Origin of the sequence: Cognatishimia sp. WU-CL00825 (assembly GCF_040364665.1) — a bacterium.
Classification (GTDB): Bacteria; Pseudomonadota; Alphaproteobacteria; order Rhodobacterales; family Rhodobacteraceae; genus Cognatishimia.
On sequence record NZ_BAABWX010000002.1, the window covers coordinates 160358 to 186538 of the forward strand.

Consider the following 26181-nt stretch of genomic DNA (forward strand, 5'->3'; position numbering starts at 1 on the left):
CTAGTTAAAAAAGCCTGATTCTAAACCTATGAATATGTCTTCACCGACACCCTTTCCGTCTGGACCAATCCCCCCATCGCAGGTGGCTTTCCACCGCACAGAACTGAACGTGATCCTATCGCTTTATGGGCGCATGGTCGCCGCAGGTGAATGGCGTGACTACGGTATTTCCTGTTTGCGTGACGTGGCTGTGTTCTCGGTCTTCCGCCGCACAGCGGAAAACCCGCTCTATCGCATCGAAAAACGCCCAAAGCTGCGCAATCGCCAAGGGCTTTATGCTGTGGTTGCGATGGACGGGCAGATCCTCAAGCGGGGCCACGACCTGCGTGCGGTACTGCGGGTGCTAGAGCGTAAATTGATCCGCCCGATCGACTAGATCTGGTTGGTTTGCACTCTGGCCATCGGCACGCGTTTGCGACTGGTCACCAGCCCGTCGCCCTGCGCGGCAATCCGGGCAATAGCCGCATCGATATCCTCATAGACCACCGCCATGTGAAAAGCATTTGCGTGGATCAACCGGTTGTCGTCTGCCACCAAAGCCACATGGCCTTTCCAGAACAAAAGATCATTGCGCTGCAAAGTCTCTGTGTCGGCGATTTCATATCCCAGTTCAATTTCCTGCAAATCGCTGTCCCCAGGGCAGGGGATGCCGCAGGCCATAAAGGCCGATTGCACCAGCCCGGAACAATCAATGCCAAACCGGCTGTTGCCACCCCACAGATAGGGCGTGTCTAAAAACAGTTTTGCCTCTGTCACCGGATCTGGTTGCTGCATATCCGCCGCCACGCAATGCACCGCCGGAATAAAGCCCAGCGATGTTTTTAAAAACCCCTGTTCCTCGTCCAGAACATGGATCAGGCAGCCGTGGGTCAAGCGGATCAGATCGCGCGACTTGAAATTGGGCTGATCATAGACATGTGATGCTGCCGCCGAAATGCGGTGGGTGGGTGCGGGCACCTGCGCCAGACTGGATTGGGGTACATAGCCGACGTAGCCATCTTTGGCGGCTTGCACAAACGCCCAGCCTTCGTGCATCTCATAAACGCCGACAGCCTCGCCAAACAACAATTGTCGATCCCTGTGCCCTTCAGGCGCATTCATCAAATCAACCATCGGCCATTGCACCGAATAGGGATCCGGATCAGCATAGCGCACACCGGGCCAACTGGCCTCTAGGCTGGGGTCGGCCACACGTTTGTTGGCAGGGGTCAGGCGCCGGTCCATCATAAGTCTAAAATTTCCGGCAAGGCCGCCAATATCGCCCGAGCCCCCATGCCAACACCGCCTTTTGGACGGGCCGGCGCGGCGCTGGGGTTCCAGCCGTAGATGTCAAAATGGGTGTACTGTGGGTTGTCCACAAAGCGTCGCAGGAACAAGGCTGCGGTGATAGACCCCGCAAAACCGCCGCTGGGCGCATTGTCTAGGTCAGCAATGCCCGGTTCGATCATCTTTTCATAGGGGTCCCAAAACGGCATACGCCACACTGGGTCCGCCACCTGATCTGCGGCCGTGTTCAACGCGGCGGCAGTGGCGTCGTTCTGAGCGTAAAACGGGGCCAGATCTGGTCCGACCGCAACCCGCGCAGCCCCGGTCAAAGTGGCCATCGAGATAATTTGATCGGGGTTTTCTTCGCAGCCATAAGCCAAAGCGTCCGCCAACACCAAGCGCCCCTCGGCATCGGTGTTGTTGACCTCCACCGTCAGGCCCTTGCGCGATTGCAAAATATCGCCGGGACGAAACGCATTGCTGCTGACGGCGTTTTCAACCGCCGGGATCAACACGCGCAATTGCAAGGGCAGTTTCAGCGCCATGATCATATGCGCCAGCCCCAAGACCGTTGCCGCGCCGCCCATATCCTTTTTCATCAAACCCATCGAGGCACCGGGTTTTAAATTCAGCCCACCAGTGTCAAAACACACGCCTTTGCCCACCAATGTCAGCTTTGGCCCATCCGTGCCCCAGCGCATATCCAACAGGCGCGGGGCCTGATCCGCGGCCCGCCCGACCGTGTGAATCATCGGGAAATTCTGCGCGAGCAGATCATCGCCCAGGATGGTTTCAAACTGCGCCCCATGGGTTTTTGCCAGATCTTGCGCCGCGGCTTCCAGCGCCATAGGCCCCATGTCGCTAGCAGGCGTGTTGATCAGGTCGCGAGTCAATGCCTCTCCCGCGGCAATCACCTCTAACCGCGCGCCGTCAATCCCGTCTGGGCACACCACGCGCGCGCCGCCCGAGGCTTGGTTTTTGTACCGGTCGAACCGATAGCCCGCCAACAGCCAGCCCAACAACTGAGTGTCCAAATCCGAAATATCAGCCGGATTGGCCAGCGTGTAATCGCCCGCCGGCAAGGCTGCGGCCACCGCCGCCAGACCAAACCGGCCCCGCGTTTTGGCCTTTGCGCCGCCCAGCCCGGCCACCGCAAACCGCACGCCGCCATTGGCGTCAGGCACCAGGGCTGTTGCACCAAGCTTGGCTGTGAACCCCAAAGCACCCAGCCAGCTTTGCACCTCGGGCGTTTGCGCGGCCAACCAGCCATCATAATCTGCGTCTGTTAACAACGTGAGAGGGGTGGCCGCTTGGGACTTTGGTGCGAATGTCAGGGTCATATGCTCGTCTTGTGGTTGCTGACTTTTCCTCAGCCTAACCCTAAACGATTCCGGTGCAAATCACTTTATCCCGACCGGTTCTGTAATTCCCAATAGTCTGACAACGACCGGTCGCCAATCCGCAACAATCGAAAGAAAGTCGCCGCCGAACCGCTGTGATCGTCATTGTCCAGCGCGGTCACCACATGCTGGCTGACCTGGGCCAAACTGCGCATGCCAATTTGATCGCTGATGGCAATCAGACTGCGCACGCATTTGCGCAGATCCGGCCATTTCCCCAGCAAAAACAGACTTTCCGCATGCGACAACCGCGCAGACAGCTCTTCCATCGCGCGCATCGTGACTTCTTCGGCCTCATGAGGACCCAGCAAGATCTGCAACTGACGGATTTGCGAGTGATCAAGACTCACCGCCTCCTCGACAAAAAGGACATTCACCTGTTCCAAAACATTCCCCAAACTCTGCATTGCCCCCACGGCAAATCCAACCTGAGGCAAAAGACTTGTGAAAACGTTAGGTACAAAGATGATTTTCTCTCGAAATATATGCAAAATGTGACTATCTATCCCAGAACTTGGATCAGGAGCTGTGATGAAATACGCGAAACCACTGCCGTCTTACCTTGTGCAACGTTTTCATGGGTGGAAAGCCACCGCCTATGAAACCAACAAGGCCTGGTATCGACATCTGGGCGAAGAGGGCCAACACCCCCGCGCCATGGTGATTTCTTGCTGCGACAGCCGGGTGCATGTGACCTCGATCTTTGGCGCAGACCAAGGCGAATTCTTTATCCACCGCAACATTGCCAACCTGGTGCCGCCCTATGCGCCCGATGGCGATCATCACGGCACCTCTGCGGCCATCGAATATGCGGTGACCGCGCTCAAAGTCGCACATGTGATTGTGCTGGGGCATTCCTCTTGTGGCGGCGTGCAGGGCTGTATCGATATGTGCAAAGGCAATGCCCCGCATCTTGAGAAAAAAGAGAGCTTTGTCGGCCGTTGGATGGACATCCTGAAGCCGCGCTACGAAAAAGTTGCGGATATCGAAGACGAAGCCGACCAGGCGCGCCAGTTTGAAAAACACGCGGTTCTGGCCAGCTTGGAAAATCTGCTGACGTTCCCTTTTGTGAAAAAATGCGTCAACGACGGCAATCTGACCATTCACGGCGCTTGGCATGACATCGCCGCTGGCGGCGTCGAGGTCTATGACTGCGACCAAAAGAAATTTGTCGCGCTTTAAGGCGACAGAAATCCAAGGGCCCTTTTTATGCGCTGCCGTCAGGTGCTGACTCCCTATCTTTGACAGGAACGCCAGAGAGCAGTTAGCGTAAAGATATTGCTTTGATTTGAGTGATTTTACGTTAATTGATGATTCCTAAGGCAGAGTGGATCATCGGGTGGATTCGAATTTTCGTGTTTGGCTCAAGATGGTTATTTGGGAGGGGTTTTTGCGTCTGAAAGAAATATTGATATGGGGTGTTCGGGCTGATTTTCACACCGATAGCTCCCATTAGATGTAACTTTTCGACTAGAACGCCAGCAAGAGTAAATGGCTCTACCGTTTTTGTGGTAGCTTCTTCTACTAGTTGCCAAAGAGTATCTTTTGAACGGTTATTGGAATCTGGAAAGTTTTGAACAAGATCGTCAAGCAATTTGGTGGTGCAAAAATCTGATAAAGTGAAAGTTGCGCGCTTTCCTTTAAGTAGCTCTACCAGAGATGCAGAGCCGACAATCACGTTTTGCCACTCTTCTACCATCGCGGTGAGCCGATTTGCCGAATAGGATATTTCCGCTTGATTAAATGTCTTACGAGTAACAGTTGTTGATCCTTCCGCGGCCTCGAGGCACATGTTCACAAAGTTAATAATATCCCTTGGGCGATAGAGACTTTTATCTAATAGCGCATTGAATGGGCTTCCAGAATTGGTCACTTTTTCAGTGAAAATGTCTTCAAAAGTAATGTTTTGGGTATTGTACTTTCGCCTAAAAAGAAAGTTTACGCGCTTGTTTACCAGCTGTTTCAATTGGTTTGAATCCCATTTCAACCTGACAATATAATCCTCATATTTTTCGCTTTGAAAACCGGCGTCCTTGGTCTCCAAAATAACTTTTTCCAAAAGGTCCGATCGTAGTGCCACGACTGTTTTCAGGTCATGAATTCTGCGCAAGCTTTTCAGGCTTTCAATTAAAGCTCTGATCAAGGGGTATTTAATTGACGGATCGATCCAATTTTCATCAAGGCTATCTATCAATATGAAGCTAGGTTCAACTCGTGTACCGTGCTCAGCTAGGGTGTCGACAACTTTTGCTAAATCTGTCAACAACTCAGGCGCGACAAACTTTCTTGCTACCCGCTGAAGTTGGCTTTTCTTTTCAGCACTTAGTGTCCTAGCGTAGCCAGCTCTTGCACTGAAGCGTTCAATCTCAGAACCAAGTTCAGCACTTACGCTGGTCTCAAGGTTTTCGGTGATTTCTCTGATGTTTTCGTCCATGGAAATCCAGAATTTGCTCTCCCATTTCCGCAGGTATTCCAAGCCTCGTTGTTTTCTTTGGTCTGTTTTAAAAGCGTCAAAGATCTGGCTGAAAATGAATTTGGACTTTTGTTCGTCACAAACATTGAATTTTAGACGAATAAACTCAATTAAAACTACGTGTTTCCACAACGCCTGAAAAAATAGGTCTAAGTTAACGTCAATTTCAACTAAAAACTGAATTACATCGCTGTTAGCCAAATAATCTAGTGCCATTTCGTCAAGTTGAATTGAGTTTGATCGAGCAAATTCTTTTTCGATTTTTCGGATTATTGCAGTTTTTCCAGCGCCGGTACTTCCTAACAACAACATTTTTGGTGAGCCGATTTCCTTAAGTTCAGCGAGAGCTGAAACATCGACAAAACACTCAAATAAAAACTCTTCATCGGCTTCCGCAGAAATTCTTCCAATTCTAGAACTCGCATTAAAGACTATTGGGTTTTGCAAAATGCGCTCCAAAAATATTCGAGTTAATACGTTCGATATAAGATTAGTCTAACATCAATCACAAGTTGAAAAATTTCTTATTCGACGTCATCCCTTAGATTGAATGGCCGGAGAATTTTGCGCGGCACCTAGCATCAGCAACGAATCGTACGTTTCAGGCCTTGAAACGTACAAATTGTACAATGAAGCCAAAATTCCGGCAGCGTTCGCAGCAAAAGCAACTGTTGCGCGGCGAAACCGCATGAAAAAACCCCGCCAAAGCTAGCAGGGCTTTCAAAATCTCTCAGCAAAAAGCGCCTTAGTTAGCCCTTTTTTAGAACCTCACGGCCCAGAGTTTCGGCGATTTGAACCGCGTTCAGCGCCGCGCCTTTGCGCAAATTATCGCTGACACACCAAAGGTTTATGCCATTATCAATGGTGCTATCTTGGCGGATGCGGCTGATGAAAGTCGCGTAATCTCCAACGCATTCTTTCGGGGTCACATAGCCACCGTCTTCGCGTTTATCGATCACCATGATGCCGGGCGACTCGCGCAGGATGTCACGCGCCTCATCTTCGTCCAAAAACTCTTCGAACTCGATGTTGATGGACTCAGAATGTCCAACAAAAACAGGCACTCGCACGCAAGTCGCGGTGACTTTGATCGATTTGTCGATAATTTTTTTGGTCTCAGCAACCATCTTCCACTCTTCTTTGGTGGACCCATCATCCAAAAACACATCAATATGTGGAATGACGTTAAACGCGATTTCCTTAGGGTAGACCTTTGCAGGCACATCCTTTGTCGGGTTGTAAACCGCCTTGGTTTGTTCCCACAGCTCTTCCATAGCCTCTTTGCCAGAGCCAGAAACAGACTGGTAAGTGCTTACAATCACACGTTTAATTTTGGCGCGATCATGCAATGGTTTCAAAGCCACAACCATCTGCGCAGTCGAGCAATTCGGGTTGGCGATGATGTTTTTCTTGGCATACCCGTGGATATCCTGCGGGTTACATTCCGGCACGATCAGCGGCACGTCGGGGTCATAGCGATACAGCGAACTGTTATCGATCACCACGCAATTGGCCGCCGCCGCGATCGGCGCATATTTCTTTGTCGCGTCAGAGCCAACCGCAAACAATGCCATGTCCCAACCTGCAAAGTCGAACGTGTCAAGGTCTTGGGTTTTAAGGGTTTTTTCGCCAAAGCTGACTTCCGTGCCCAGCGAACGACGGCTCGCTAGAACAGCAATTTCATCCACAGGGAACTGGCGTTCCTCCAGGATATTCAGCATTTCGCGGCCCACGTTGCCAGTGGCGCCTACGACGACGATGCGATAACCCATGTCTCTCTCCAATGTTTCGGACGCGCCCTAGTAGCCTTAAATTCCTAAAGAAAAAAGGGCTTTACCAAAGCATTCCTGTGAACGGGGCCATTTCAGAACACGATCAAAGCGAATAATTACGCTAAGTGTTTGAAAGAAGACGATTATAGACGTCAATCAAAGCCTGAGCTTCGCGTTCAATGCGGAAATGTTTTTCGACATGTTGGCGTGCAGCCACACCTGCATCCGCTAGGCTGCTCCGATTCTCCAACATATTGGCCGCAGCGCGCGCCAGAGACCGAGGCTCTCCGGGAGGGACCAATCGGCCAACAGCATCATGGGCGACAATCTCTGAAAAAGCCCCAACATCAGTCGCCACAACAGGCACCGCACAGGCCATGGCTTCGATTGGCGTTAACCCAAACCCTTCCCAGCGTTGAGGAGCGACAAACAAGTCAAGAACCTGATACCATTCAGGGATTTGGTCTACGGTGACCTCTGACATGAACAGAATACGGCCTTGCAAGCCGTGGTCTGCCACCTTTTTTTGCAAGCCACTCAGAAAACCCTGATGTTTTTCCGTAGCGCGCCCCATGACAATGCCATGCACGTCATCCCGCTGGCCGCATAATTCGATCATCGCGTCAACAAAGGCATCGGTGCCTTTCTGATGCCGAATACGGCCATAGCAGCCTAGTAATACCCCGTCGGGCAATGACAATTTCTTGCGCAGGGCAGATTTGTCATCAGTTTGGGAAAATCCATCTAGATCAATACCATGCAAGATAACGTCTGCGTCGCGATCTAGATAGCTTGCTGTCTTTTGTGAGGTGGCGACCACGGCATCCATTTTCGAGATCAACCATTTGGTATATCCAGAATGCGCCCGTTGCGAAGCACTTGTGAACAGCAGTTTAAGGTTTTTGCGCAGCACTGTTCTGAGAAATAGCCCTAGCAACATTTCGGTGTTGCGTCGCGCGTGCCAGACCCGCAGGGTTTGCCGTTTCAAACCCATAACCTGAAGAATTGAGAGGTGCGGCGTTTCCGCTGGCAGTCCCGGGCCCGTCGCCACGATAGCGATGCTCTTGGCTTGCAACGGAACCAAACGTGCGATTGTCGCGGTTACGCCGGAAAGGCGACGTTTCAGATTTGGCGCAATCACACGTGGGTCTGACAAAGTGCGTTCCTAAAAATGGGGTTAGAAATCTACCGTGACACCCGGCAGATCGAGGGTTTTAATCAATTCGCGCAGTTCTTGGCGAGCGGCAACGTTGGAAATATTGAGCTGTTTGACGCCAATGTCACGCAGATCAAGCAGGGTTAGGCCACGAGGGAACAGTTCGCGAAAAATGACGCGCTCGTTAAATCCAGGACCGGTGCGAAACCCGATGCGCTTGGCAAGTCGTGCCAGAGCGTTGCCCATTTTTTCTTTGTTCACCATGTTTTGCGCACCCAGACGATTGCGCAAAACAATCCAATCAATTGGCTTCAATCCTGCCTGTGCCCGCAGCTGCCGGGCGTTCCAGACCATTTCCGAATAGACCGAAGGGCCCAGAATTTTCTCGGCGTCGCCATCAATATGGGCCAAGAGGTCAAAGTCGATGAAACTGTCGTTCAAGGGGGTGACCAGCGTGTCTGCCAACGAATGCGCAACCTGGCTAAGGCGGGTGTGCGATCCGGGGCAATCAATCAGGATAAAATCATTGTTTGGCTCCAGCGCAGCCACTGCTGCTGATAGGCGCAAATCATAGATATTTTCACCTTCGCCAACAGTTGCAGGATCGATTTCCGGCAACTCGTGATAGGTGGGGCTAGGCAGCTCAAGATCAGACTTTTCGCAGAATTTTTGGCGGTTTTCGACGTAGCGGCCAAAGGTCTGTTGGCGCAGGTCCAAATCCAATCCACCAACCTTAAAGCCCATACGGGCAAGGGCCGTCGCGACATGCATGGATACGGTCGATTTGCCCGCACCACCTTTTTCATTGCCCACAACAATAATATGCGCCATCGCGTGTGTCCCCGCTTGCCATTGTTTGTCTTGTAAATCGAGCTGCTCGGCCCGTGAACGCTTAAATCACACTATATGTTGAGGGGTGCAAGAGGGGAAGCGCCACGAAAGCATTGGTTCAATTCTTTTCAGGATGTGGTTTATGACCCGTGCGAAACGCAATGCTTAGACCGAAGTTTCAACCCATGCGCCCGTTGGAATGCCGTCGAGTGTCCAGCTGCCTACGCGATAGCGGATCAGGCGCAATGTTGGGTGACCAACGGCGGCGGTCATTCGGCGAACTTGTCGATTGCGGCCTTCGGATATTGTCAGTTCAATCCAGCTGTCTGGCACGTTTTTGCGAAACCGTATAGGAGGTGTGCGCGGCCACAGTTGTGCGGGTTCTGGAATTTTGCGCGCCTTTGCAGGGCGGGTCATGCCATCTTTGAGTTGAACGCCGGACCGCAATTGCGCAAGGGCGTCGTCAGAAGGGGCGCCTTCGACCTGTGCCCAATAGGATTTGGTCATTTTGTTTTTGGGATGCGCGATGCGATGCTGAAGTTTGCCGTCATCGGTCAGGATCAGCAGGCCTTCGCTGTCGCGATCCAATCGGCCAGCGGCATAAACACCAGGCACATTCACAAAATCAGACAGCGTACGGCGCGTGCTGACTTCGCTACCTTTGTCCGTAAATTGCGACAACACATCAAAAGGTTTGTTCAATAAGATAACTCGGGTCATAGCAGCGCTTTACACAGTGCGGCCGCGCTTGGCTATTGCATAGATCAGGCATTGGGCGTCTAAGTTTGTCTCAAACAAGAGGGTGACAATGAAAGATGACCTTAAATCAGCCACCTTAGCTGCTCATGCTGGCGGTGCATTAGATCAGGAAAGTGGTGGGGTTGTGCCGCCGATCCGGCCCGCAACAACATTTGTGCGGGATACAGATTATCAGTTGGTGAATGCTGACAACCTGTATCTGCGCCCTCATAATGACGCGGTGCGCATCGCCGAAGGTCTGATCTGTCAATTTGAAGGGGCGGCGGACACTTTGGTATTTCCCTCTGGCATGGCGGCTATTGCTGCGGCCTTTCGCTGGGTGCCAAACGGGGCACGTGTGATTGTGCAAAGCGGGATCTATTGGGGCACGACCAAATGGATACGAGATTTCTGCACCCGGCGCGCCATCACTTTGGTCGAAGTAGATGCCAGCAATCTCTCGGAACTCGCAGAGGCCTGCGCAACGCCTGCGGCCTTGGTATTTATCGAAACGCCGTCAAACCCGTGGTTAAAGACCATCGATATCAAAGCGGCCTCTGCGCTGGCAAAATCAGCAGGCGCTCTGCTGATCGTAGACGCCACAGCTGCCACGCCGATTTTGACGCGGGCGCTGGATTTTGGCGCAGATATTGTGATGCATTCGGCCACCAAAGCGCTGAATGGTCATTCCGATGTTTTGGGTGGCGTGCTGTCGACAGGTGCCAAATCGGAAGTTTGGCAGCAGATCGTCACTGACCGGAGTGACGCTGGTGCCGTTATGGGACCGTTTGAAGCTTGGTTATTGGTGCGTGGCATGCGCACCTTGCCATTGCGCGTGGAACGCATGTGCCAAAACGCCATGAATATCGCCACTTTTCTGTCAGATCACCCCGGTGTTGATCGGGTGCTTTATCCGGGGCTTGCAAGCGATCCGGGTCATGCGCTTGCTTTAACGCAAATGAACGGTGGGTTTGGTGGCCTGATGTCGGTTTTGGTCAAAGGCGACCAAAGCGATGCGCTGCGGGTTGCGGGGCGATTACAATTGTTTCTCAGGGCGACGTCGCTTGGCGGCGTAGAAAGCCTGGTCGAGCATCGTTTCACAGTCGAGTCACACACCGGGATTCCCGAAAATCTGCTGCGGCTGTCGGTTGGCATCGAGCATGTCGATGACTTGGTAGCGGATTTATCTCAGGCCCTAGGGCAATGACGGGGGTGATGGGCGTTTGAAAGACGCCCGCATTTCTTTTGCGCGCGCGCGCTGGCAGCAGCCAATCGCATGGTCATTGACCAGCCCCATGGCCTGCATAAAGGCAAAAACAGTTGTCGGCCCCACAAATTTCCAACCGCGTTTTTTGAGCGCTTTTGACAGTGCGATCGATTCTTGTGAGGTGGATTGAGTTTGTGGTTCTGGCAGCGTGTTAGGGTCTGGTTCAAAAGACCAGACAAATTGGGCAAGGCTGCCAGCTTCGGCGACAAGATTTTGCGCACAAATCGCGTTGTTGATAACGGCTTCGATTTTGCCGCGATGGCGGACAATGCCTTTGTTGCCCATCAAACCTTCAACTTCGGCGGGGCCAAATTTGGCCATTTCGTTAAAATCAAACCCAGCAAAGGCCGCGCGAAAATTTTCGCGTTTTGCCAAAATTGTCCGCCAGCTCAGACCAGACTGAAAACTTTCCAAACACAGTTTTTCAAACAGCCGTTGATCGTCGACAACCGGAAACCCCCATTCTTTGTCGTGATAGTCCAGGAACTCTGGTGCGCTGCCTGCCCAGCGACACCGCGGCCTTTGGTCTTCTGCGACAAAAAGATCTGCCATAACGTTATCCTTTGTTGCTGTGTCTCTGAATAAAGTGTGCGGCGCGTGCACCTATTTCAGCGCTGGCTTTCAGCGATGGGTGGATCATGTCGATACCATGATAGGACCGATCGCCATAGGGGACGAGGTCGGCCAAAGACATGTAGTGCATTCCGGCTGTTTGGGCGGCAAAGGCGCTGATGCGGGCTTCTAAAGCCGCGCCCTCTTCGCGGCAACCTTCGATTGGTGACCCAACACCCGGACTGCGCAGATATCCAAGCCAAAGCACCTGAGCGCCTGCCGCGCGCATTCTGGCGACCAGTTTGGGGATTTCGCCATGTTTGCCGTCTTTGCTGATAAGCTTGTCCATTTTTCGATCACATTTATTACAGCCGCACCCCAACCACAGGTCGTTGCCGCCACCGTTTACAATCACCCAATCCCATGGCTCGCCGCGATATTGTTGCGAGATATTAAGCCCCATGCTGCCGGTGATTGGTAAAGCATAGAGCATGCGGGCCCCCACAATGGATCTATCTCGCACGGGTTGACCCAGATGTCTGGCAACGCTGTCTGAAATGGCGCGACCCGAAATGCGGTGCGCTGCCATCATTGAATCGCCCATCGCCAAAATGCGAAGATCATTGCGGCTGACCTCGGTCGTGACGCAGCTTGTCAGAAAAAAAGTTATAAAAAATAGGTAAATAGGGCGAAAAATCATGTGTCGTCCTTTGAAGGTTGTGGAGAGGCGTAGTGAATTGTGTTCAGCAATTGCGCCTGAACAGGGCTTAAATTTCGGTATCCATGCGCTGCGTCGGCTGCGATGCGGACAGCTTTGTTTTGCGCCACCGATTGCCAGGTGCCGCCGCACATAAATTCAATTCCTGAGGTGACGGCAAAAATGTCTTCCACGGTGCCTTTTGCATGGGCCTTTGACAGGTGCGTTAGGCCTGCGGGCAAGGTGATCAGAAATGTTTCGGAACAGATGTTTGGATCATACGGCAGCAGGCATTTGACTGAAATGCTGTGGTCAAAGTGATGGGTTAAGGAGTCAGCGGTTGTGCCGGGCTCTTGAATAAAAGCGGTCAGAGGCAGTTTAAATCCTTTGGCCAATTTCCAAAGCGTGGCCATCGTCGGGCTGCTTTCACCGCGCTCGATCTGTCCCAACATTGCCTTGCTGACCCCGGTCAGCTTTTCAGTCGCTGACAGGCTGAGCCCGGATTTGGCGCGGATGCTGCGCAGGTTGAGATTGATCAGGTCTTTTGACATACCATTCATTTCGCTGTTGTGCGCAATAACGCACGGTGGTCTAGTCCTTGTTAGAATCCTTTTTCGGGTGGGTACAGATTTATGTTGGCACAATTGCGGTTTTCACATGTCATCGCTGGCGTGGTGGCGGTGCTCGTCGGTTACGCTGGCAGCGCGGCGATTATTTTTCAAGCCAGTCTTGCCGCAGGCGCAACGGCGGGGCAGGCCAGCAGTTGGATGCTGGCGCTGGGTTTGGGCTGTGCCGCAACAAGCACCTATCTTTCGCTGCGCCATCGCATGCCGTTGCTGACCGCATGGTCAACACCCGGTGCTGCGGTTTTGGTGGTTGCCTTGCCTGGAACCCCGCTGGATCAGGCAATTGGAGCATTCATGTTGTGTGGCTTTTTGTTGTGGCTTACTGGGATCAGCGGGCTGTTTGAGCGCATCACACAGGCCATTCCCGACAGCCTGTCAAATGCCATGTTGGCCGGAGTGTTGTTTCAATTTGGTCTTGGGGTCTTTCAGGCCGCGCCGACAGAACCGGTTTTTGTCGCTGCTATGTTTGCGGTGTTCTTTGTAGCAAGGCGTTTGGCCCCACGGATGGCGGTGCCGCTGGTTTTGATCCTTGGGGTTTCCTCCATGGTATTTGCAGGCGAATTTTCGTCGATGGACATGGATGCCTTCCGCATCGCATGGCCGGAATTTGTGATGCCGATATTTGACCTGCATACCCTGATCGGTGTTGGCTTGCCGCTTTATGTTGTAACCATGTCGTCACAAAACATGGCGGGTGTTGCGGTGTTGCGGGGCAATGGGTATCAGCCGCCGGTGTCTTCGGCGCTGACCGCCACCGGTGCCGCAACCTTGGTTTTGGCCCCATTTGGCGGATTTGCGTTTAATCTGGCTGCGATCACGGCAGCGATTTGTGCCGCGCCAGAAGCCGGGGCGGATCCTAAAGCTCGGTTTTGGGCGCCAGTGTTTAGTGCTCTGATGTATTTGGCATTTGGGATCTTTGGCACTGCGGTGATCAGCTTTTTTTTGGCGGCACCGCAGGTTTTGGTGGTGGTTCTGGCCGGGCTTGCCTTGTTGCCAACAATCGCGACGAGTCTGTCAGCGGCACTGGCAGAGCCTTCGGCGCGTGAGGCCTCGTTGGTGACTTTTTTGACAACCCTGTCTGGGCTTTCAATTTTAGGTATCTCTGCGCCAGTTTGGGGCTTGGTCTTTGGGGGCTTTGTTTGGATGCTTTTAAGGCCAAAGCAAAATACCCACCCCTAGAAATGAAAACGCCGCCCTGTGGGCGGCGCTTCCAAAATATCGGTAGGTGGGATTAAAAGCCCAGACCTTCGTATTTCTTTTTGAACTTGGAAACACGGCCACCTGCGTCCAACAGGCGAGACGTGCCGCCGGTCCATGCAGGGTGCACAGATGGGTCGATGTCCAGCGCCATTTGGTCGCCTTCTTTGCCCCATGTGGATTTCATTTGAATAATAGTTCCATCGGTCATTTTGACGTTGATGAAGTGGTAGTCTGGATGTGTATCTTTTTTCATGAGTCCACTCCTTACGCTTTAGACTTATAGTTTGCGTCTTCGGCGATACGTGCAGATTTACCGCGACGTGTACGCAGATAGTACAGCTTGGATCGACGAACACGGCCACGACGTACAACAGTGATGTTGTCGATGTTTGTGGAGTGCAGAGGGAATACGCGCTCTACACCTTCGCCGAAGGAAATCTTGCGAACTGTGAAAGAACCCGCAATGCCCTTGCCGTTTTTACGGCTGATGCAGACGCCTTCGTAGTTCTGAACACGAGAGCGGCTGCCCTCGGTGACTTTAAAACCAACGCGGATGGTGTCACCCGCTTTGAAATCTGGGATGTCATGACCCAGCGCGGCGACTTGTTCCGCCTCGAGTTGTTCGATCAGGTTCATCTGACCTTCTCCTATTTTGCCCGTGGTTAATCCACGAAGATTTACGCGTCCTCAGAGCTCTTGGCCTTCAACCGAGTCCGCCAATTCCCATAAGGGGGCGCCCGCCAGAGTTCAGGTCGACATTCCTTAGTCTGCTTAACGTATCCCTATGTCTTATGGGGCTAAGGCCGAAGAAAGCCTTATGGGCATAAGATTTAAATACGCAAAGCACCCGAGTCGGTATTACCGGTCAGGATGGGCGGTGTGTAGGGCAAATGGTGGAGCATGGCAAGCGGGCGTTTAAACACCGCTGAGGTTTCGCCGCGAAACGGTTGCTTTGGGTCCGAACGGCGGCTTTATTTCAGGTTATTTGTACAATTTGTACGTTTCAAGCCTTGAAACGTACGATTCGAGTGTGCGATTTAGTGAGGCTCCGACGCGCCGTGAAGGTAGTATCGGAGGCGCGTCAGCCCGCGTTGGTGACATGTGAGATGAGGGCCTGCAGCACGGTTTCCGCATCAGCATTATCGACCTGACAGGTGCCCGCAGCACTGTGCCCGCCGCCGCCATATTGTAGCATCAATTCTCCGACGTCGGTCTGGCTGCTGCGGTCCAAAATCGACTTGCCCACGGCAAAGACGGTGTTTTGTTTTGCCCTGCCCCAGATGACATGAAACGAGATGTTGCATTTGGGAAAGAGCGCGTAGAGCACAAACCGATTGCCCGCAAAAATCACCTCTTCGTCGCGCAGATCCAGCACCACCAAATTACCATGCACTGTGGCGCAGCGGATGAGTTGTTCGCGAAATTGCCCCTGATGATCTTTGTAAAGATCGACCCGCTCTTTGACGTCGGGCAGGGCCAGTATTTCGGAGATGTCCTGTTTTTCGCGGCAATGATCGATCAGCTGCATCATCAGGTCATAGTTGGAGATACGAAAGTCGCGAAAACGCCCCAGACCTGTGCGCGAGTCCATCAGGAAGCTCAGCAAATCCCAACCCGCCGGGTTGAGAATGTCTTGGTGGTCAAATTGCGCCGCATCTGCCTTATCCACCGCGCGCATCATTTCCTCTGAGACATTGGGGAAGGCCGGCTTGCCACCAAAATAATCATAGACAACGCGGGCAGCAGATTTGGCATTGGCATCAATGACGTGGTTTGGCAAATCTTGCTCGACCCGCTCAACCTCTGAATCATGATGGTCAAATGCCAAGAAAACGCCGGGCACATAGGGCAGGTTGGTTGAAATGTCTGACGACCCCATTTGCACAAGCCCATCCTGCATGTCCTTTGGGTGCACAAATTTGATATCTTCGCAAATGCCCAAGTCTTTCAGAAGCACAGCACAAACCAACCCGTCCATGTCGCTGCGGGTGACAAGGCGGTATTGTTTATCTGGGTCTGGCACAATTGGCTGTTTGTGAAACATATCAATCTTTCCAATTTAAATGATCATAAGGGCGGGTTTGCTGATCTATCAGCTATAGGAGACTGCTTAAGAATTGGTAATCTGGTGCCTGCTGTTGCCTGTTTGAAACAGCGTTAACGATGGAGCTTGACGTTTTTTAGAGCTGCTACTATGTTAGTTAGGCAATCAAACTAAAGTGATCAAAATGCCTTTGTCCGACACCATGCACCAAATCCATCGTCTGGCCCATCAAGAGTGGAGCCTTGCAGCGCGCGATATAGGCATGAGCTTTAACGAGTTTGAGTATCTGTCAGCGGTGCAGGCCGAAGCGGATCTTTTGCGCTATGAGGACAAACACGGTCAGCACCTACAGGATATCGTCGAGACTTTGGGGGTGACCAAAGCCTCGGCCAGCACGATGATTGCCAAGCTGGAAGTGCGCGGACTGGTCAAACGGTTTCCGTGCCGCATGGATGCCCGCGCCCAGCACATCATATTGACCGACGAGGGGCAGATTTTGATGGGGCGCGGCAAGAAGATCTATGAAAAGGTTGCGGCGTCCGTGCAAGCCAAATTGGGCAAAATCACCCTGTCAGCCCCCTGAAGACTAAGTGTAGAGCGGAATACAGCCCGTTTTGTAAGTTATAATGTAAGTAAGCCTAACTAATTGGAGATCCCATGACCTATGAAAACCTGATATTGGGCGTGTCTGCCCATCTGTTGTTTTACGAACATCTACCTCATTGGGGCGGGTGGTTTAACCGCCTGCTCAACAAGTTGCCAAAACCTTTGCGAGATCTCTATGAGATGTGGCGCTGCCCCTATTGCGCAGGATTCTGGATCGGGCTTGCGCTGCACGCGCTCACCGGGCAGTGGTTTCTGGCGGGTTTTGCCAATTTGCCAGAGTACTGGGGTGCGGCGGCTAACCCCTTGGGCTGGTTTTTGGATGGTCTGGCCTTTGCCCTGTGCAATAAACTTGGGATTTTGATGGTGAATGCACTGGGGTATCCGGCCCTGCTTGGCTATGCCAAAAAGCAAGAGTTCTTTGCATCTAAAGCCGCTTAGGTCAGTCGTTCTTTATGGCTTTTTGCGACGCTTTTGGATGGCGTCCCACATATCGGGGCGCCGGGCTTTGGTGATTTCCTCGGCCATGGTCTGACGCCACTCGGCGATTTTTCCGTGGTGGCCTGACATCAGAATGTCTGGGATCGCGTGACCTTGCCAGTCAGCTGGCCGAGTGTATTGAGGGTGCTCTAGCAAGCCGTTGCTGTGGCTTTCGTCTTCGATGCTATCTGCATTGCCCAGCACCGATGGCAAAAGGCGTACGGTTGCATCGATCATGGCCTGGGCGGCGATTTCGCCGCCGGTCATGACAAAGTCGCCCAGGCTGACTTCTTGGATATTGTAATGGTCCAGCACTCTTTGGTCGACGCCCTCAAAGCGGCCACACAGCAAGGTGATGCCGTCACACCCCGCCCAGGCGCGGGCCATGGTTTGGTCAAAACGTCGGCCCCGAGGAGATAGATAGACCAAAGGGCAATTGCCCCGCACGCGGCTTAGCGTGTGGTCGATCGCATTGCCCAGCACGTCCGGGCGCAGCACCATGCCGGCTCCTCCGCCAGCGGGCGTGTCATCGACATTGCGATGTTTGCCGACACCAAAGCGGCGCAGGTCGGTGGTTTCAAGCTGCCACTTGCCATCTTTGAGGGCTTTGCCTGTCAGGCTTTCGCCCAGCACGCCGGGGAAGGCTTCGGGGAACAGCGTGATGATATGGGCAGACCAAGCGCGTGCAAGGCGCGGGTTGTGATCCATCAGTTCGCGCGGCTTTAGAGACACCGAGATCGACTTGCGGCCGTGGGATTTGTTTTTGGATTCAGACATTAGGGATCAGAGAAGTCCTTCGGGCGGGTCGGCGATGATGCGACCCGTGGCCAGGTCAACTGTTGGCACAACGCTGCGGCTGAAGGGAATGAGCACGCTGTCTTTGAGCGTGGGCCCGTGGACTTCGAGCATGTCTTCGGCACCGTTGTTTTGCACAGATTTGACGGTGCCGATTACCGCGCCGCCAGTGTCGCGCACTTCGAGACCGATGAGGTCGGCGTAATAATATTCATCCTCGGGCAGGTCTGGCAGGCGGTCGCGCGGGGCAAAGAGTTTCACGCCTTTTAACGCGTCGGCCTCTTCCTTGTTGACCACGCCAGACAGGCGTACAGCCAGACCGTTGCTAATGGTGCGGTTGACGACAATGTCAAAACTGCGGCTGCCATCTTCGGTGGTCAGAGGGGCATAGTCGGCAATGGCCTTGGCCTCGGCGGTAAAGCTTTTGACCCGCACTTCACCCTGAACGCCAAAGGCTCCGGCGATCGTGCCAACGCAGATCATGTCATTTGTTTCAGCCATCTTAACGCCCCTTATTGGTCAAGGGCGTGATAGCGATTTGTGTGGCGGAAGGCAATTCGCTGTCTGTAACGTGGGGTGTGCGGTCGATATGTGCTTTCACAATGGCATCAGACGCATTAGGCAGTCCTGACTTGGCTGTATCTGGGAAAAACCATGGCGCAAAAATCCACCATCTATAAAGTCGAGCTGTCTGTATCCGATATGGATCGTCACTATTATGAAACGCATAAATTGACGGTTGCTAAACATCCATCGGAAACCGATGAACGTTTGATGGTGCGCATACTGGCTTTTGCTTTGAATGCCCACGCGCAATTGGAGCTGACCAAGGGGCTTTCCACCGATGATGAACCGGATATTTGGCAGAAAAGCTTGAGCGGCGAGCTGGAGCTTTGGTTGGCTTTGGGGCTGCCGAGTGAAAAGGTTGTGCGGCAGTCCTGTGCCAAGGCCCAAAAAGTCATTGTTTACAGCTATGGTGGCCGGACAGCGGAGATGTGGTGGGAGAAGTTGAAAAACCGCGCAAGTCGGTTTGACAATTTGCAGGTTGTTAATCTTGCGGCGTCGGAAACCAGTGCATTGGGTGCGCTGGCCAGTCGGGCCATGAAGGTGCAGGTCAATATTCAAGACGGTGATGTGATGCTCAGCGTCGGTGACAGCATGGTGTATGTCACGCCGGCTGAGTGGAAATCTGTCGGGCGCTGAAACGTGTAAATTTCTGTAGTTGGAAGAATATACAGAGGTCGGTCAGCGCTTTTGGACCGGCAAATGTGGGCGGCGGTCTTCCCAGCCGACTTTTTCCAGTTCGGGAGTTTTAGAGACAGTTTCGGGGTAGCCAACGCAGAGGTAGGCCACGAGGGACCAGCCGTCGGGGGTGTTGAGGTCTTTGTTGAGCTGCACCGGATCAAGGATCGAGACCCAGCCGACACCCAGCCCCTTGGCGCGGGCGGTTAACCAAAACAGGCTGATGGCCCCAACCACCGAATAGCGGCGCATTTCAGGCATGGTGCCTGCGCCCAGACCGGCCCCTTTGGTGGTGTCATCGTCGCAATAGATCGCCAGTTGCACCGGGCTTTCGGCCATGCCTGAGAGTTTCAGGCCCGCATACATTTGGGCTTTGTCGCCCGCATAGCCATCAAGAGCCTGGGCATTGGCAGATTTGAAGTTCTGATAGGCCGCGTCACGCGCAGCGTCGCTTTCCACGCGGATGACCCGCCAGGGTTCCGAGAGGCCCACGGAAGGGGCAAGGAGGAAAGCGTCGAGGCACTCTTGCAAGAGCGCCTCGTCCACAGGATCGCTGCGGAAGCGTCGCACATCGCGCCGCCACCGCATTAACCTTGCAAGCTCGTCCTGGAAGTCTTGTTTGAAAGACTGCATTCCAGAAACGCGCCGTCTTATTCTGCGGCTTCAGTTTCGGCTGCTTTTGCAGCTTTTTCTTCGGCACGTTCCTGAGCTTTTTTGCCTGGAACCGCTTTCTTAGGGTTGCTGCGCTCTTTTTTCTCTACAACGCCAGCTGCTTCTAGGAAGCGGGATACACGGTCAGTGACCTGTGCGCCTTGGCTGATCCAGTACTGAACGCGTTCAACGTCCATTTGCACGCGCTCTTCGCTGTCTTTTGCCAGCAATGGGTTATATGTGCCCAGTTTTTCGATAAAGCGACCATCGCGTGGCATGCGGCTGTCTGCAGCAACGATGCGATAGAAAGGACGCTTTTTTGAACCGCCGCGGGCGAGACGAATTTTCATAGCCATGGTGTGTATCTCCTATAATGGCGTGAGCAGAGCCGTGGCTCTGTTATTCCTGGTGTTTCTTGTGATGACGGATGACTTCTTGAATGATGAAATTCAGGAAAGCCTTGGCAAAATCGGGGTCCAGGTGGGCCCGGTTTGCCAGATCTTCGAGACGTGCGATCTGTGCGGCTTCGCGCGAGGGATCGGACGGTGGTAAATCGTGTTCAGCTTTGAGTTGGCCAACCGCTTGGGTGTGTTTGAAACGCTCGCCCAAAGTATAGACGAGGATGGCATCAAGACGGTCGATGCTTTCGCGGTGTTCTTTCAGCAGCTCGGCTGCGCGGGAGACGGCGTCAGTCATAGCGAGACCTCTGATGGATTTGGGTGGCGGTAGATCAAGCAGGGTTGATCAGGCTTGGGCTGGGGCGCGGAGGGGTCAAGCGTGGCGCCAAGGCGTTCTGCCAAAGCGATGGATCGTGTGTTGTCCGCCGCGATATAGCTGACAGCAGTTTCCCAGTCGAGATCCTGAAAGGCATGGCGCAGGGCAGCCTGGGCGGCCTCAAAGGCAAAACCCCTACCTTCGGATCCGGCAAACATCAGCCAGCCGATTTCGGTTTCGGGCCAATCCGCCGGGCACCACGGGCCAATCAGGCCAATAATTTGATCGCTTTCCTTGGTGGTCACGGCCCACATGCCATAACCAAGCAGATCCCAATGGCCGACTTCTGCCGCGAATTGCCGCCAGGCTTTGCCCAATGTGTATGGGCCGCCAACATGGGCCGCGCGATCAGACAGAAAGAACGCAACCACGGTATCGAGGTCGCGCGCCGCTGGCTTGCGCAGGATCAGACGATCCGTGGTTATGGTGGCGGTGGCGGTCACTTACTTCTTTTTCCCAAAACCGGATAGACCGGGGGGCAGGCCTGCGCCGCCGCCAAGGCCGCCTAAGCCGCCAAGGCCACCCATGCCTTTGCCGCCAAGTTGCTTGGCTGCTGCTTCAAGCGCTTTTGGGTCCATTTGGGACGGGTCCATGCCTGCGGGCATATCGCCTTTGCCGCCGAACATGCCTTTCATAGCTTGTTTCAGCATGCCGCCTTTGCCCATTTTGCCCATCTTCTTCATCATGTCCGCCATTTGGCGCTGCATTTTCAGAAGCTTGTTGAGGTCAGACACTTGCATGCCCGCGCCTTTGGCGATGCGTTTTTTACGGCTGGCTTGCAGGATCTGAGGGTTGGCGCGTTCTTTTTTGGTCATCGACTGGATCAGCGCGATTTGCTGTTTCAGGACTTTGTCGTCCATACCCGCGTCTTTGACTTGGTTTTTCATCTTGGCCATGCCGGGCATCATGCCCATCACGCCTTCCATGCCGCCCATCTTGATCATTTGCTCAAGCTGCATTTTCAGGTCGTTCATGTTGAAGCGGCCTTTTTGGAAGCGCTTCATCATGCGTTCGGCTTGTTCAGCCTCGATGGTTTCCTGGGCTTTTTCGACCAGAGCGACGATGTCGCCCATGCCCAGAATGCGGCCCGCGATGCGGTCAGGCTCGAATGTTTCGAGCGCGTCCATCTTTTCGCCGAGGCCGACGAATTTAATGGGCTTGCCAGTGACCGCGCGCATCGAGAGCGCTGCACCGCCGCGACCATCGCCGTCCATACGTGTCAGGACCACGCCAGAGATGCCGATTTTACCGTCAAATTCTTCGGCGACTTCCACAGCGACCTGACCGGTCAGACCGTCGACCACCAGCAGGGTTTCGCGCGGGTTAACCGCGTCGCGGACGTCTTCGACCTCTTGCATCAAGGTCGTGTCGATCTGCAGCCGGCCTGCAGTATCAAGCATATAGACGTCATAGCCGCCGAGCGTGGCCTGTTGCTTGGCGCGTTTGGCAATTTGCACCGCGGATTCGCCGGCCACGATGGGCAGGGTATCAACGCCGATTTGTTTGCCGAGGATTTCCAGCTGTTGCATCGCGGCTGGGCGGTAGATGTCGAGCGAGGCCAGCAGAACGCGTTTGCCGTCTTTTTCTTTCAGGCGTTTGGCAAGTTTACCGGTGGTTGTGGTTTTACCAGAGCCTTGCAGGCCGACCATCAGAATCGGCGCAGGCGCGTTGTCGATTTTCAGCGCGCCGCGTTCGTCATCATCGCCCGCCAAAACATGTTGCAGCTCGTCATGGACAATTTTGACAACCTGTTGGCCGGGGGTGACCGATTTGGTGACCGATTGGCCTGTGGCTTTGTCTTGAACGGCTTTGACGAAGTCACGTGCCACCGGCAGGGAAACATCAGCCTCTAGCAGGGCAACGCGCACCTCGCGCAGGGCGGTTTTCACGTCGTCTTCGGACAATGCGCCTTGTTTGGTCAGGCGATCAAAGACACCGGAAAGGCGTTCGCTTAGATTTTCAAACATCGCTTTCGGCTCCTTTAGCCTGTTTCCATGTGGATCGTAGATAAGCACGATCCGCTCAATCGCTAGCCCGAATACAAGAAGGCCCCCGTGGGCGAAACTCGCTGACGGGGGGCGATCCCAGCACATAGGCTAAGGGACCGGAAGCTTATGGGACTCCCGGAATTGGGTGGCGGATACCTTTGTTGGCGCGATGAGTCAAGCAGCGCAGTGGCTTTCGCAGGGCTGGCGCGCCGTGGCACTAGACGTGTTGGCACACAACGCGACACATTTTTGAGACTCGCACACCTAAAGGTTGACAAGTATCATTGTGATTGTCGTAAAAGGGGATAAGCTAGACGTTTGATTTTGTGAATAAGTTAGCCAGATTTTGGCAAGTTTCTAAGGGTAGGGCAATTTGCATGCAGGGTAATCGCACCAATTATCTTTGGATGCTTTCATACTTATTTTCTGCGGTGTTTGTGTTTTTGATTGGCAGCATCGGTTGGTTTTTCTTTGAAAAGCAACGCTTGGCCGAAGAACATATGCAAGGACGCGCGACGGTTCAGAGTGAACTTGAAGAGGTTGTTGCAAACCTAGAGGGCGCGATTTCGCGCAATACGGATTTGATCAGGGCTGTCGCCGCAGTGATCGCGGTAGAGCCTAACATTCCTCAAGAGCGCTTTGAGCAATTGGTCAAGCAGATCTTCGCGGATCGACCAGAAGTCAAGAATGTCGCTGCGGCCCCCAATCTGGTTATCAAATATATGTACCCGCTTAAGGGTAATGAAGCGGCTGTTGGGCTGAACTACAGAGAGGTGCCTGCGCAATATGCGGCGGTCAAACATGCGATAAATGCGCCTGATGTCGTGGTCGCGGGCCCGGTAGATTTGGTGCAGGGCGGGGTTGGCCTGATTGCACGCAAGGCGGTTTATGCGATTCACCCGGTCACGCGGGAAACCCAGTTTTGGGGCATCATTTCGCTGGTGATCGATTATGAACAGATGTTTGCGCAGCTGGGCATTCCGGATTTGCCCTTTGCTTTTGCGTTGCGCGGCAAGGATTCACTGGGATCAACGGGCGAATTGATCTTTGGGGAATCGCGGATTTTTGGCCAAAGGCCGGTGACGGCGCGGGTCAATTTACCCGAAGGATCGTGGTGGGCGGCGGCAGTGCCGCAAGAGGGTTGGCAAGGGCCAATGCAATTGATGTGGACGATACGGGTGTCTTTTTTGCTGAGTGCCCTGGTCGTGACTTTGTTGATCTGGGTTGGTTTGCGCTTGGTGCAACTGCGCATGAAGGCAGTGGCGCAGCTGACCAACGCGATCAACAGCATTGATGATGGTTTTGCGCTGTATGATGCGGACGATCGCCTGATCACCTGCAATGATAAATACAAAGAGCTTTATAGCGTGTCTGCGGATCTGTTTGTGCCAGGCAACAAGTTTGCCGACATCATCCACGAGGGCATTAAGCGCGGCCAATATCCCGAGGCCAAGGGGCGCGAGGCGGCGTTTCTGAGTGAGCGGTTGGCGGCGCATCGTGCGGCTGATGCGGCTGTGGAGCAACAGCTGGATGACGGGCGGTGGTTGAAGATCGCGGAAAGCCGCACGCCGGATGGCGGGACGGTTGGCTTTCGGGTGGATATCACTGAACTGAAGAATGCCAAAGAAGTCGCTGAACGGGCAAATTTGGCGAAGTCTGAATTTCTCGATGTCATGAGCCATGAGTTGCGCACGCCGTTGACGGTTGTGCTTGGGGGGACACCGTTTTTGTGCCGCCCGGAATTGTTGCCAGCGTCAAGCAAACTGTTTGCCACCTTAGAGGCGCGTGGCGAAGAGGTGGCGGATGTAAAGCAAGATGTGGACGCGATGCTGGGGTCGCTTAAGACCTTGGCCGGTAAGGTGGAGCGGTCTGCCAAGCACCTTTTGACCCTGATCAATGATGTGCTGGATTTTTCCAAGATCGAAGCAGGGCGCATGGATGTAGATTTTGATGACATCCGTGCAGACGTCATTGTCGATGAGTTGCTGGAAGAATTTGCCCTGAAGGCGGCGGAGAAGTCGCTGACGCTGGAGCAAGATGTTGTGCCCCAGTTGATCCGGGCGGATATCACGCGCATGCGTCAGGTTTTGATCAATATTCTGGGCAACGCCATCAAGTTCACCGACAGCGGCACCGTACGGGTGACAACCGAGGTGGTAGGTGGGTTTCTGCGCTTTGACATCACCGACACCGGAAGTGGTATTCCCAAAGATCGGTTGCACGAGGTGTTTGACAAGTTCACACAGCTGGATTCCAGCTCGCGCCGCAAGGCTGGTGGCACAGGACTGGGCATGGCGATTTCCAAGCGTATTGTAGAGATGCAGGGGGGCGAAATCAGTGTGACCAGTAAAGTCGGGGTTGGAAGCACGTTTAGCTTTACGGTGCCTTTGGCGACACCGGCGGCGCAGGCGGCGGAAATGGTGGCATAGAGCACATTGCAGTCGCGGTGCAGGGACTTGAGGCACTCTGAGAGGGCGCTATTTTATGGGAACCCAGTTGCGGATCCGCTGGGCGGTGGTGCTTGGGTCCAGATCGGGCATGCATCGTGGATGCAGTGGCACAAGACTGGCTTGCGATTTCAGCTTGAGGGCCAGGCAGCAAAACTTGCGCCGCCCCGTGTGTGATTTGCCCTGTTCCACAAACTCGATATCTTCGAGATCTGCCAAAGCGTAACGATTGATATCCAGGCCAAAGAGCGTTTTATGAATGATGGTGATCATGCCGGTCTGGCGACGAAACGAAACTTTGACGCGCTCTGCGGTGCGGTAAATTTTGAAGGCACTGACCAAGGTGCAGCAAAGACAGAGCAAGCCCGCCCAGAACCAGATGGATCCCGCAGAGTGATTTGGCAACCAACGCGCCGTCAGCGCCAGACAGATCAACATAAAACACAGCAAAAAACCCGTCAGTGCGACGGGGCGGTGTTCTAGGATGAGCCTTGTATGGGAATCTTCGGTAATGCGCATACTTATCAAAATGAGTTTCTGAATGATGCATAGGCTGCTTGGCGGTATTGCTCAACAAAAAACCCGCCAGTTCGGGCGGGTTTTTCGATTAAGATTTTAGCAATGCGCTTAAGCGGCCTTTGCAAAGTCTTCGGCTTGGCTGCTGGACAGAATTGTCACATCGCTAATGCCTAAAAATCCAAGCACTTGACGCAAGTATGGTGAGGCAAAGTCCATCGGGCTGCCAATGTCTACGCCACCGCTGGCGATGGTGATGATCGCCTTTTTACCGCTCAACAGGCCCTTGGGACCAGTATCTGTGTATTGGAAGGTCACACCTGCGCGGGCAATCAGGTCGATCCAGGCCTTCAGGCTCGCGGGCACGCCAAAGTTATAAAGCGGCAGTCCAATCACAATTGTATCGGCATTTTGCAGTTCCTGTACCAAGATATCGGAGGTTTTGAGCGCCTCTGCTTGGGCCTCGCTGCGGTCGTCTTTTGGCGTGAAGGTCGCGCTGACCCAGGTTTCGTTCAGAAACGGCAGGCCTTCAGACAGGTCGCGCCGCACAACTGTGTCGGCCTGAAGTGAGGTTGCAATGCCTGCAGACAGGCGACGTGAGATGGAATCGATGTAGCGGGCCGAGGAATCGATATGTAAAACAGAATGGGTCATTTGGTGTGT

General features: G+C 53.6%; 31 protein-coding genes. 8 read left to right on the plus strand and 23 right to left on the minus strand.

The window, feature by feature from the left end:
- Positions 1-28: 28 nt before the first annotated feature.
- Positions 29-376, plus strand: a complete 348-nt coding sequence (locus tag ABXG94_RS11475; protein ID WP_502901703.1) for a DUF2794 domain-containing protein — start codon at positions 29-31, stop codon at positions 374-376.
- On the opposite strand, the gene ABXG94_RS11480 is transcribed toward ABXG94_RS11475, so the two are convergent.
- The 3 genes from ABXG94_RS11480 to ABXG94_RS11490 all read right to left on the minus strand — a co-directional run bounded on the left by ABXG94_RS11480 (position 373) and on the right by ABXG94_RS11490 (position 3043).
- Positions 373-1227: a C40 family peptidase gene (locus tag ABXG94_RS11480; protein ID WP_353534306.1), complete on the minus strand. Its 855-nt coding sequence runs from the start codon at positions 1225-1227 to the stop codon at positions 373-375. The genes ABXG94_RS11475 and ABXG94_RS11480 overlap by 4 nt on opposite strands.
- Positions 1224-2606: a leucyl aminopeptidase family protein gene (locus ABXG94_RS11485; RefSeq protein WP_353534307.1), complete on the minus strand. Its 1383-nt coding sequence runs from the start codon at positions 2604-2606 to the stop codon at positions 1224-1226. The genes ABXG94_RS11480 and ABXG94_RS11485 overlap by 4 nt, the downstream gene beginning before the upstream one ends.
- Before the next feature lie 65 nt (positions 2607-2671).
- On the minus strand, positions 2672-3043 hold the full coding sequence (locus tag ABXG94_RS11490) for a hypothetical protein (protein WP_353534533.1): 372 nt from the start codon (positions 3041-3043) through the stop codon (positions 2672-2674).
- 154 nt (positions 3044-3197) lie between these two features.
- On the opposite strand from ABXG94_RS11490, the gene ABXG94_RS11495 reads away from it, so the two are divergent.
- Positions 3198-3848 carry a carbonic anhydrase gene (locus ABXG94_RS11495; RefSeq protein WP_353534308.1) on the plus strand — a complete coding sequence of 217 codons (651 nt, stop codon included), beginning with the start codon at positions 3198-3200 and terminating at the stop codon, positions 3846-3848.
- Positions 3849-3969: 121 nt separating this feature from the next.
- Here the strand turns inward: ABXG94_RS11495 and ABXG94_RS11500 are convergent, their stop codons facing one another.
- The 5 genes from ABXG94_RS11500 to ABXG94_RS11520 all read right to left on the minus strand — a co-directional run bounded on the left by ABXG94_RS11500 (position 3970) and on the right by ABXG94_RS11520 (position 9618).
- Positions 3970-5586, minus strand: coding sequence for a P-loop ATPase, Sll1717 family (locus ABXG94_RS11500; protein ID WP_353534309.1), 1617 nt, complete (start codon positions 5584-5586; stop codon positions 3970-3972).
- A 302-nt stretch (positions 5587-5888) separates the two neighbouring features.
- On the minus strand, positions 5889-6911 hold the full coding sequence (locus ABXG94_RS11505; RefSeq protein ID WP_353534311.1) for an aspartate-semialdehyde dehydrogenase: 1023 nt from the start codon (positions 6909-6911) through the stop codon (positions 5889-5891).
- 121 nt (positions 6912-7032) lie between these two features.
- Positions 7033-8067 (minus strand): glycosyltransferase family 4 protein, encoded by a 1035-nt coding sequence (locus tag ABXG94_RS11510; protein ID WP_353534313.1) that lies wholly within the window; start codon positions 8065-8067, stop codon positions 7033-7035.
- A gap of 21 nt (positions 8068-8088) precedes the next feature.
- Positions 8089-8898, minus strand: coding sequence for a division plane positioning ATPase MipZ (locus ABXG94_RS11515; RefSeq protein ID WP_353534315.1), 810 nt, complete (start codon positions 8896-8898; stop codon positions 8089-8091).
- A 165-nt stretch (positions 8899-9063) separates the two neighbouring features.
- The gene (locus ABXG94_RS11520; protein WP_353534316.1) at positions 9064-9618 is read right to left on the minus strand and encodes an rRNA large subunit pseudouridine synthase E; all 555 of its coding nucleotides are present in this window, start codon (positions 9616-9618) and stop codon (positions 9064-9066) included.
- 88 nt (positions 9619-9706) lie between these two features.
- On the opposite strand from ABXG94_RS11520, the gene ABXG94_RS11525 reads away from it, so the two are divergent.
- Positions 9707-10843, plus strand: a complete 1137-nt coding sequence (locus ABXG94_RS11525; RefSeq protein WP_353534318.1) for a trans-sulfuration enzyme family protein — start codon at positions 9707-9709, stop codon at positions 10841-10843.
- On the opposite strand, the gene ABXG94_RS11530 is transcribed toward ABXG94_RS11525, so the two are convergent.
- Genes ABXG94_RS11530 through ABXG94_RS11540 form a run of 3 tightly spaced genes read right to left on the minus strand, consistent with a single transcriptional unit; the run spans position 10832 to position 12712 of the window.
- Positions 10832-11455 carry a DNA-3-methyladenine glycosylase I gene (locus ABXG94_RS11530; protein WP_353534319.1) on the minus strand — a complete coding sequence of 208 codons (624 nt, stop codon included), beginning with the start codon at positions 11453-11455 and terminating at the stop codon, positions 10832-10834. The genes ABXG94_RS11525 and ABXG94_RS11530 overlap by 12 nt on opposite strands.
- Before the next feature lie 4 nt (positions 11456-11459).
- Entirely contained in the window at positions 11460-12155 is a 696-nt protein-coding gene (locus tag ABXG94_RS11535) for an SGNH/GDSL hydrolase family protein (RefSeq protein ID WP_353534320.1), read from the minus strand.
- Positions 12152-12712: a helix-turn-helix domain-containing protein gene (locus ABXG94_RS11540; RefSeq protein WP_353534321.1), complete on the minus strand. Its 561-nt coding sequence runs from the start codon at positions 12710-12712 to the stop codon at positions 12152-12154. Before ABXG94_RS11540 ends, ABXG94_RS11535 begins: the two co-directional genes overlap by 4 nt.
- A 72-nt stretch (positions 12713-12784) precedes the next feature.
- Between ABXG94_RS11540 and ABXG94_RS11545 the strand changes: the two genes are divergently transcribed.
- Positions 12785-13957, plus strand: a complete 1173-nt coding sequence (locus ABXG94_RS11545) for a benzoate/H(+) symporter BenE family transporter (RefSeq protein WP_353534322.1) — start codon at positions 12785-12787, stop codon at positions 13955-13957.
- A 52-nt stretch (positions 13958-14009) separates the two neighbouring features.
- On the opposite strand, the gene rpmE is transcribed toward ABXG94_RS11545, so the two are convergent.
- The 3 genes from rpmE to ABXG94_RS11560 form a co-directional block, all read right to left on the minus strand.
- The gene (gene rpmE, locus ABXG94_RS11550) at positions 14010-14231 is read right to left on the minus strand and encodes a 50S ribosomal protein L31 (RefSeq protein ID WP_353534324.1); all 222 of its coding nucleotides are present in this window, start codon (positions 14229-14231) and stop codon (positions 14010-14012) included.
- Positions 14232-14242: 11 nt separating this feature from the next.
- Complete coding sequence (gene rplS / locus ABXG94_RS11555; RefSeq protein ID WP_353534325.1) at positions 14243-14614, minus strand: 50S ribosomal protein L19; 372 nt, start codon at positions 14612-14614, stop codon at positions 14243-14245.
- Positions 14615-15059: 445 nt separating this feature from the next.
- Entirely contained in the window at positions 15060-16022 is a 963-nt protein-coding gene (locus tag ABXG94_RS11560) for an exopolyphosphatase (protein WP_353534327.1), read from the minus strand.
- Between the two features lie 184 nt (positions 16023-16206).
- On the opposite strand from ABXG94_RS11560, the gene ABXG94_RS11565 reads away from it, so the two are divergent.
- Both ABXG94_RS11565 and ABXG94_RS11570 read left to right on the plus strand, forming a co-directional pair.
- Positions 16207-16605, plus strand: a complete 399-nt coding sequence (locus tag ABXG94_RS11565; protein WP_353534329.1) for a MarR family winged helix-turn-helix transcriptional regulator — start codon at positions 16207-16209, stop codon at positions 16603-16605.
- A 74-nt stretch (positions 16606-16679) separates the two neighbouring features.
- Positions 16680-17066, plus strand: coding sequence for a hypothetical protein (locus tag ABXG94_RS11570; RefSeq protein ID WP_353534330.1), 387 nt, complete (start codon positions 16680-16682; stop codon positions 17064-17066).
- Between the two features lie 12 nt (positions 17067-17078).
- On the opposite strand, the gene trmD is transcribed toward ABXG94_RS11570, so the two are convergent.
- Together trmD and rimM are read right to left on the minus strand one after the other, a co-directional pair.
- Positions 17079-17882, minus strand: coding sequence for a tRNA (guanosine(37)-N1)-methyltransferase TrmD (gene trmD / locus ABXG94_RS11575; RefSeq protein ID WP_353534332.1), 804 nt, complete (start codon positions 17880-17882; stop codon positions 17079-17081).
- 6 nt (positions 17883-17888) lie between these two features.
- Positions 17889-18401: a ribosome maturation factor RimM gene (gene rimM, locus ABXG94_RS11580; RefSeq protein ID WP_353534333.1), complete on the minus strand. Its 513-nt coding sequence runs from the start codon at positions 18399-18401 to the stop codon at positions 17889-17891.
- A 153-nt stretch (positions 18402-18554) separates the two neighbouring features.
- Between rimM and ABXG94_RS11585 the strand changes: the two genes are divergently transcribed.
- Positions 18555-19103, plus strand: a complete 549-nt coding sequence (locus tag ABXG94_RS11585; RefSeq protein WP_353534334.1) for a YaeQ family protein — start codon at positions 18555-18557, stop codon at positions 19101-19103.
- Positions 19104-19145: 42 nt separating this feature from the next.
- On the opposite strand, the gene bluB is transcribed toward ABXG94_RS11585, so the two are convergent.
- From bluB to ffh, 5 genes are read right to left on the minus strand one after another with little or no spacing between them, the layout of a single operon-like run.
- Positions 19146-19775, minus strand: a complete 630-nt coding sequence (gene bluB, locus ABXG94_RS11590; protein ID WP_353534335.1) for a 5,6-dimethylbenzimidazole synthase — start codon at positions 19773-19775, stop codon at positions 19146-19148.
- A 17-nt stretch (positions 19776-19792) separates the two neighbouring features.
- Positions 19793-20149: a 30S ribosomal protein S16 gene (gene rpsP, locus ABXG94_RS11595; protein WP_353534337.1), complete on the minus strand. Its 357-nt coding sequence runs from the start codon at positions 20147-20149 to the stop codon at positions 19793-19795.
- A 43-nt stretch (positions 20150-20192) separates the two neighbouring features.
- On the minus strand, positions 20193-20489 hold the full coding sequence (locus ABXG94_RS11600; RefSeq protein WP_353534339.1) for a chorismate mutase: 297 nt from the start codon (positions 20487-20489) through the stop codon (positions 20193-20195).
- Positions 20486-21010: a GNAT family N-acetyltransferase gene (locus ABXG94_RS11605; RefSeq protein WP_353534340.1), complete on the minus strand. Its 525-nt coding sequence runs from the start codon at positions 21008-21010 to the stop codon at positions 20486-20488. Before ABXG94_RS11605 ends, ABXG94_RS11600 begins: the two co-directional genes overlap by 4 nt.
- The gene (ffh, locus tag ABXG94_RS11610; protein WP_353534342.1) at positions 21011-22534 is read right to left on the minus strand and encodes a signal recognition particle protein; all 1524 of its coding nucleotides are present in this window, start codon (positions 22532-22534) and stop codon (positions 21011-21013) included.
- Positions 22535-22932: 398 nt separating this feature from the next.
- On the opposite strand from ffh, the gene ABXG94_RS11615 reads away from it, so the two are divergent.
- Positions 22933-24984: an ATP-binding protein gene (locus tag ABXG94_RS11615; RefSeq protein WP_353534343.1), complete on the plus strand. Its 2052-nt coding sequence runs from the start codon at positions 22933-22935 to the stop codon at positions 24982-24984.
- A 48-nt stretch (positions 24985-25032) separates the two neighbouring features.
- On the opposite strand, the gene ABXG94_RS11620 is transcribed toward ABXG94_RS11615, so the two are convergent.
- Together ABXG94_RS11620 and ABXG94_RS11625 are read right to left on the minus strand one after the other, a co-directional pair.
- Complete coding sequence (locus ABXG94_RS11620; protein ID WP_353534345.1) at positions 25033-25521, minus strand: hypothetical protein; 489 nt, start codon at positions 25519-25521, stop codon at positions 25033-25035.
- A gap of 108 nt (positions 25522-25629) precedes the next feature.
- Positions 25630-26172 (minus strand): FMN-dependent NADH-azoreductase, encoded by a 543-nt coding sequence (locus ABXG94_RS11625; RefSeq protein WP_353534346.1) that lies wholly within the window; start codon positions 26170-26172, stop codon positions 25630-25632.
- Positions 26173-26181 lie beyond the last annotated feature (9 nt).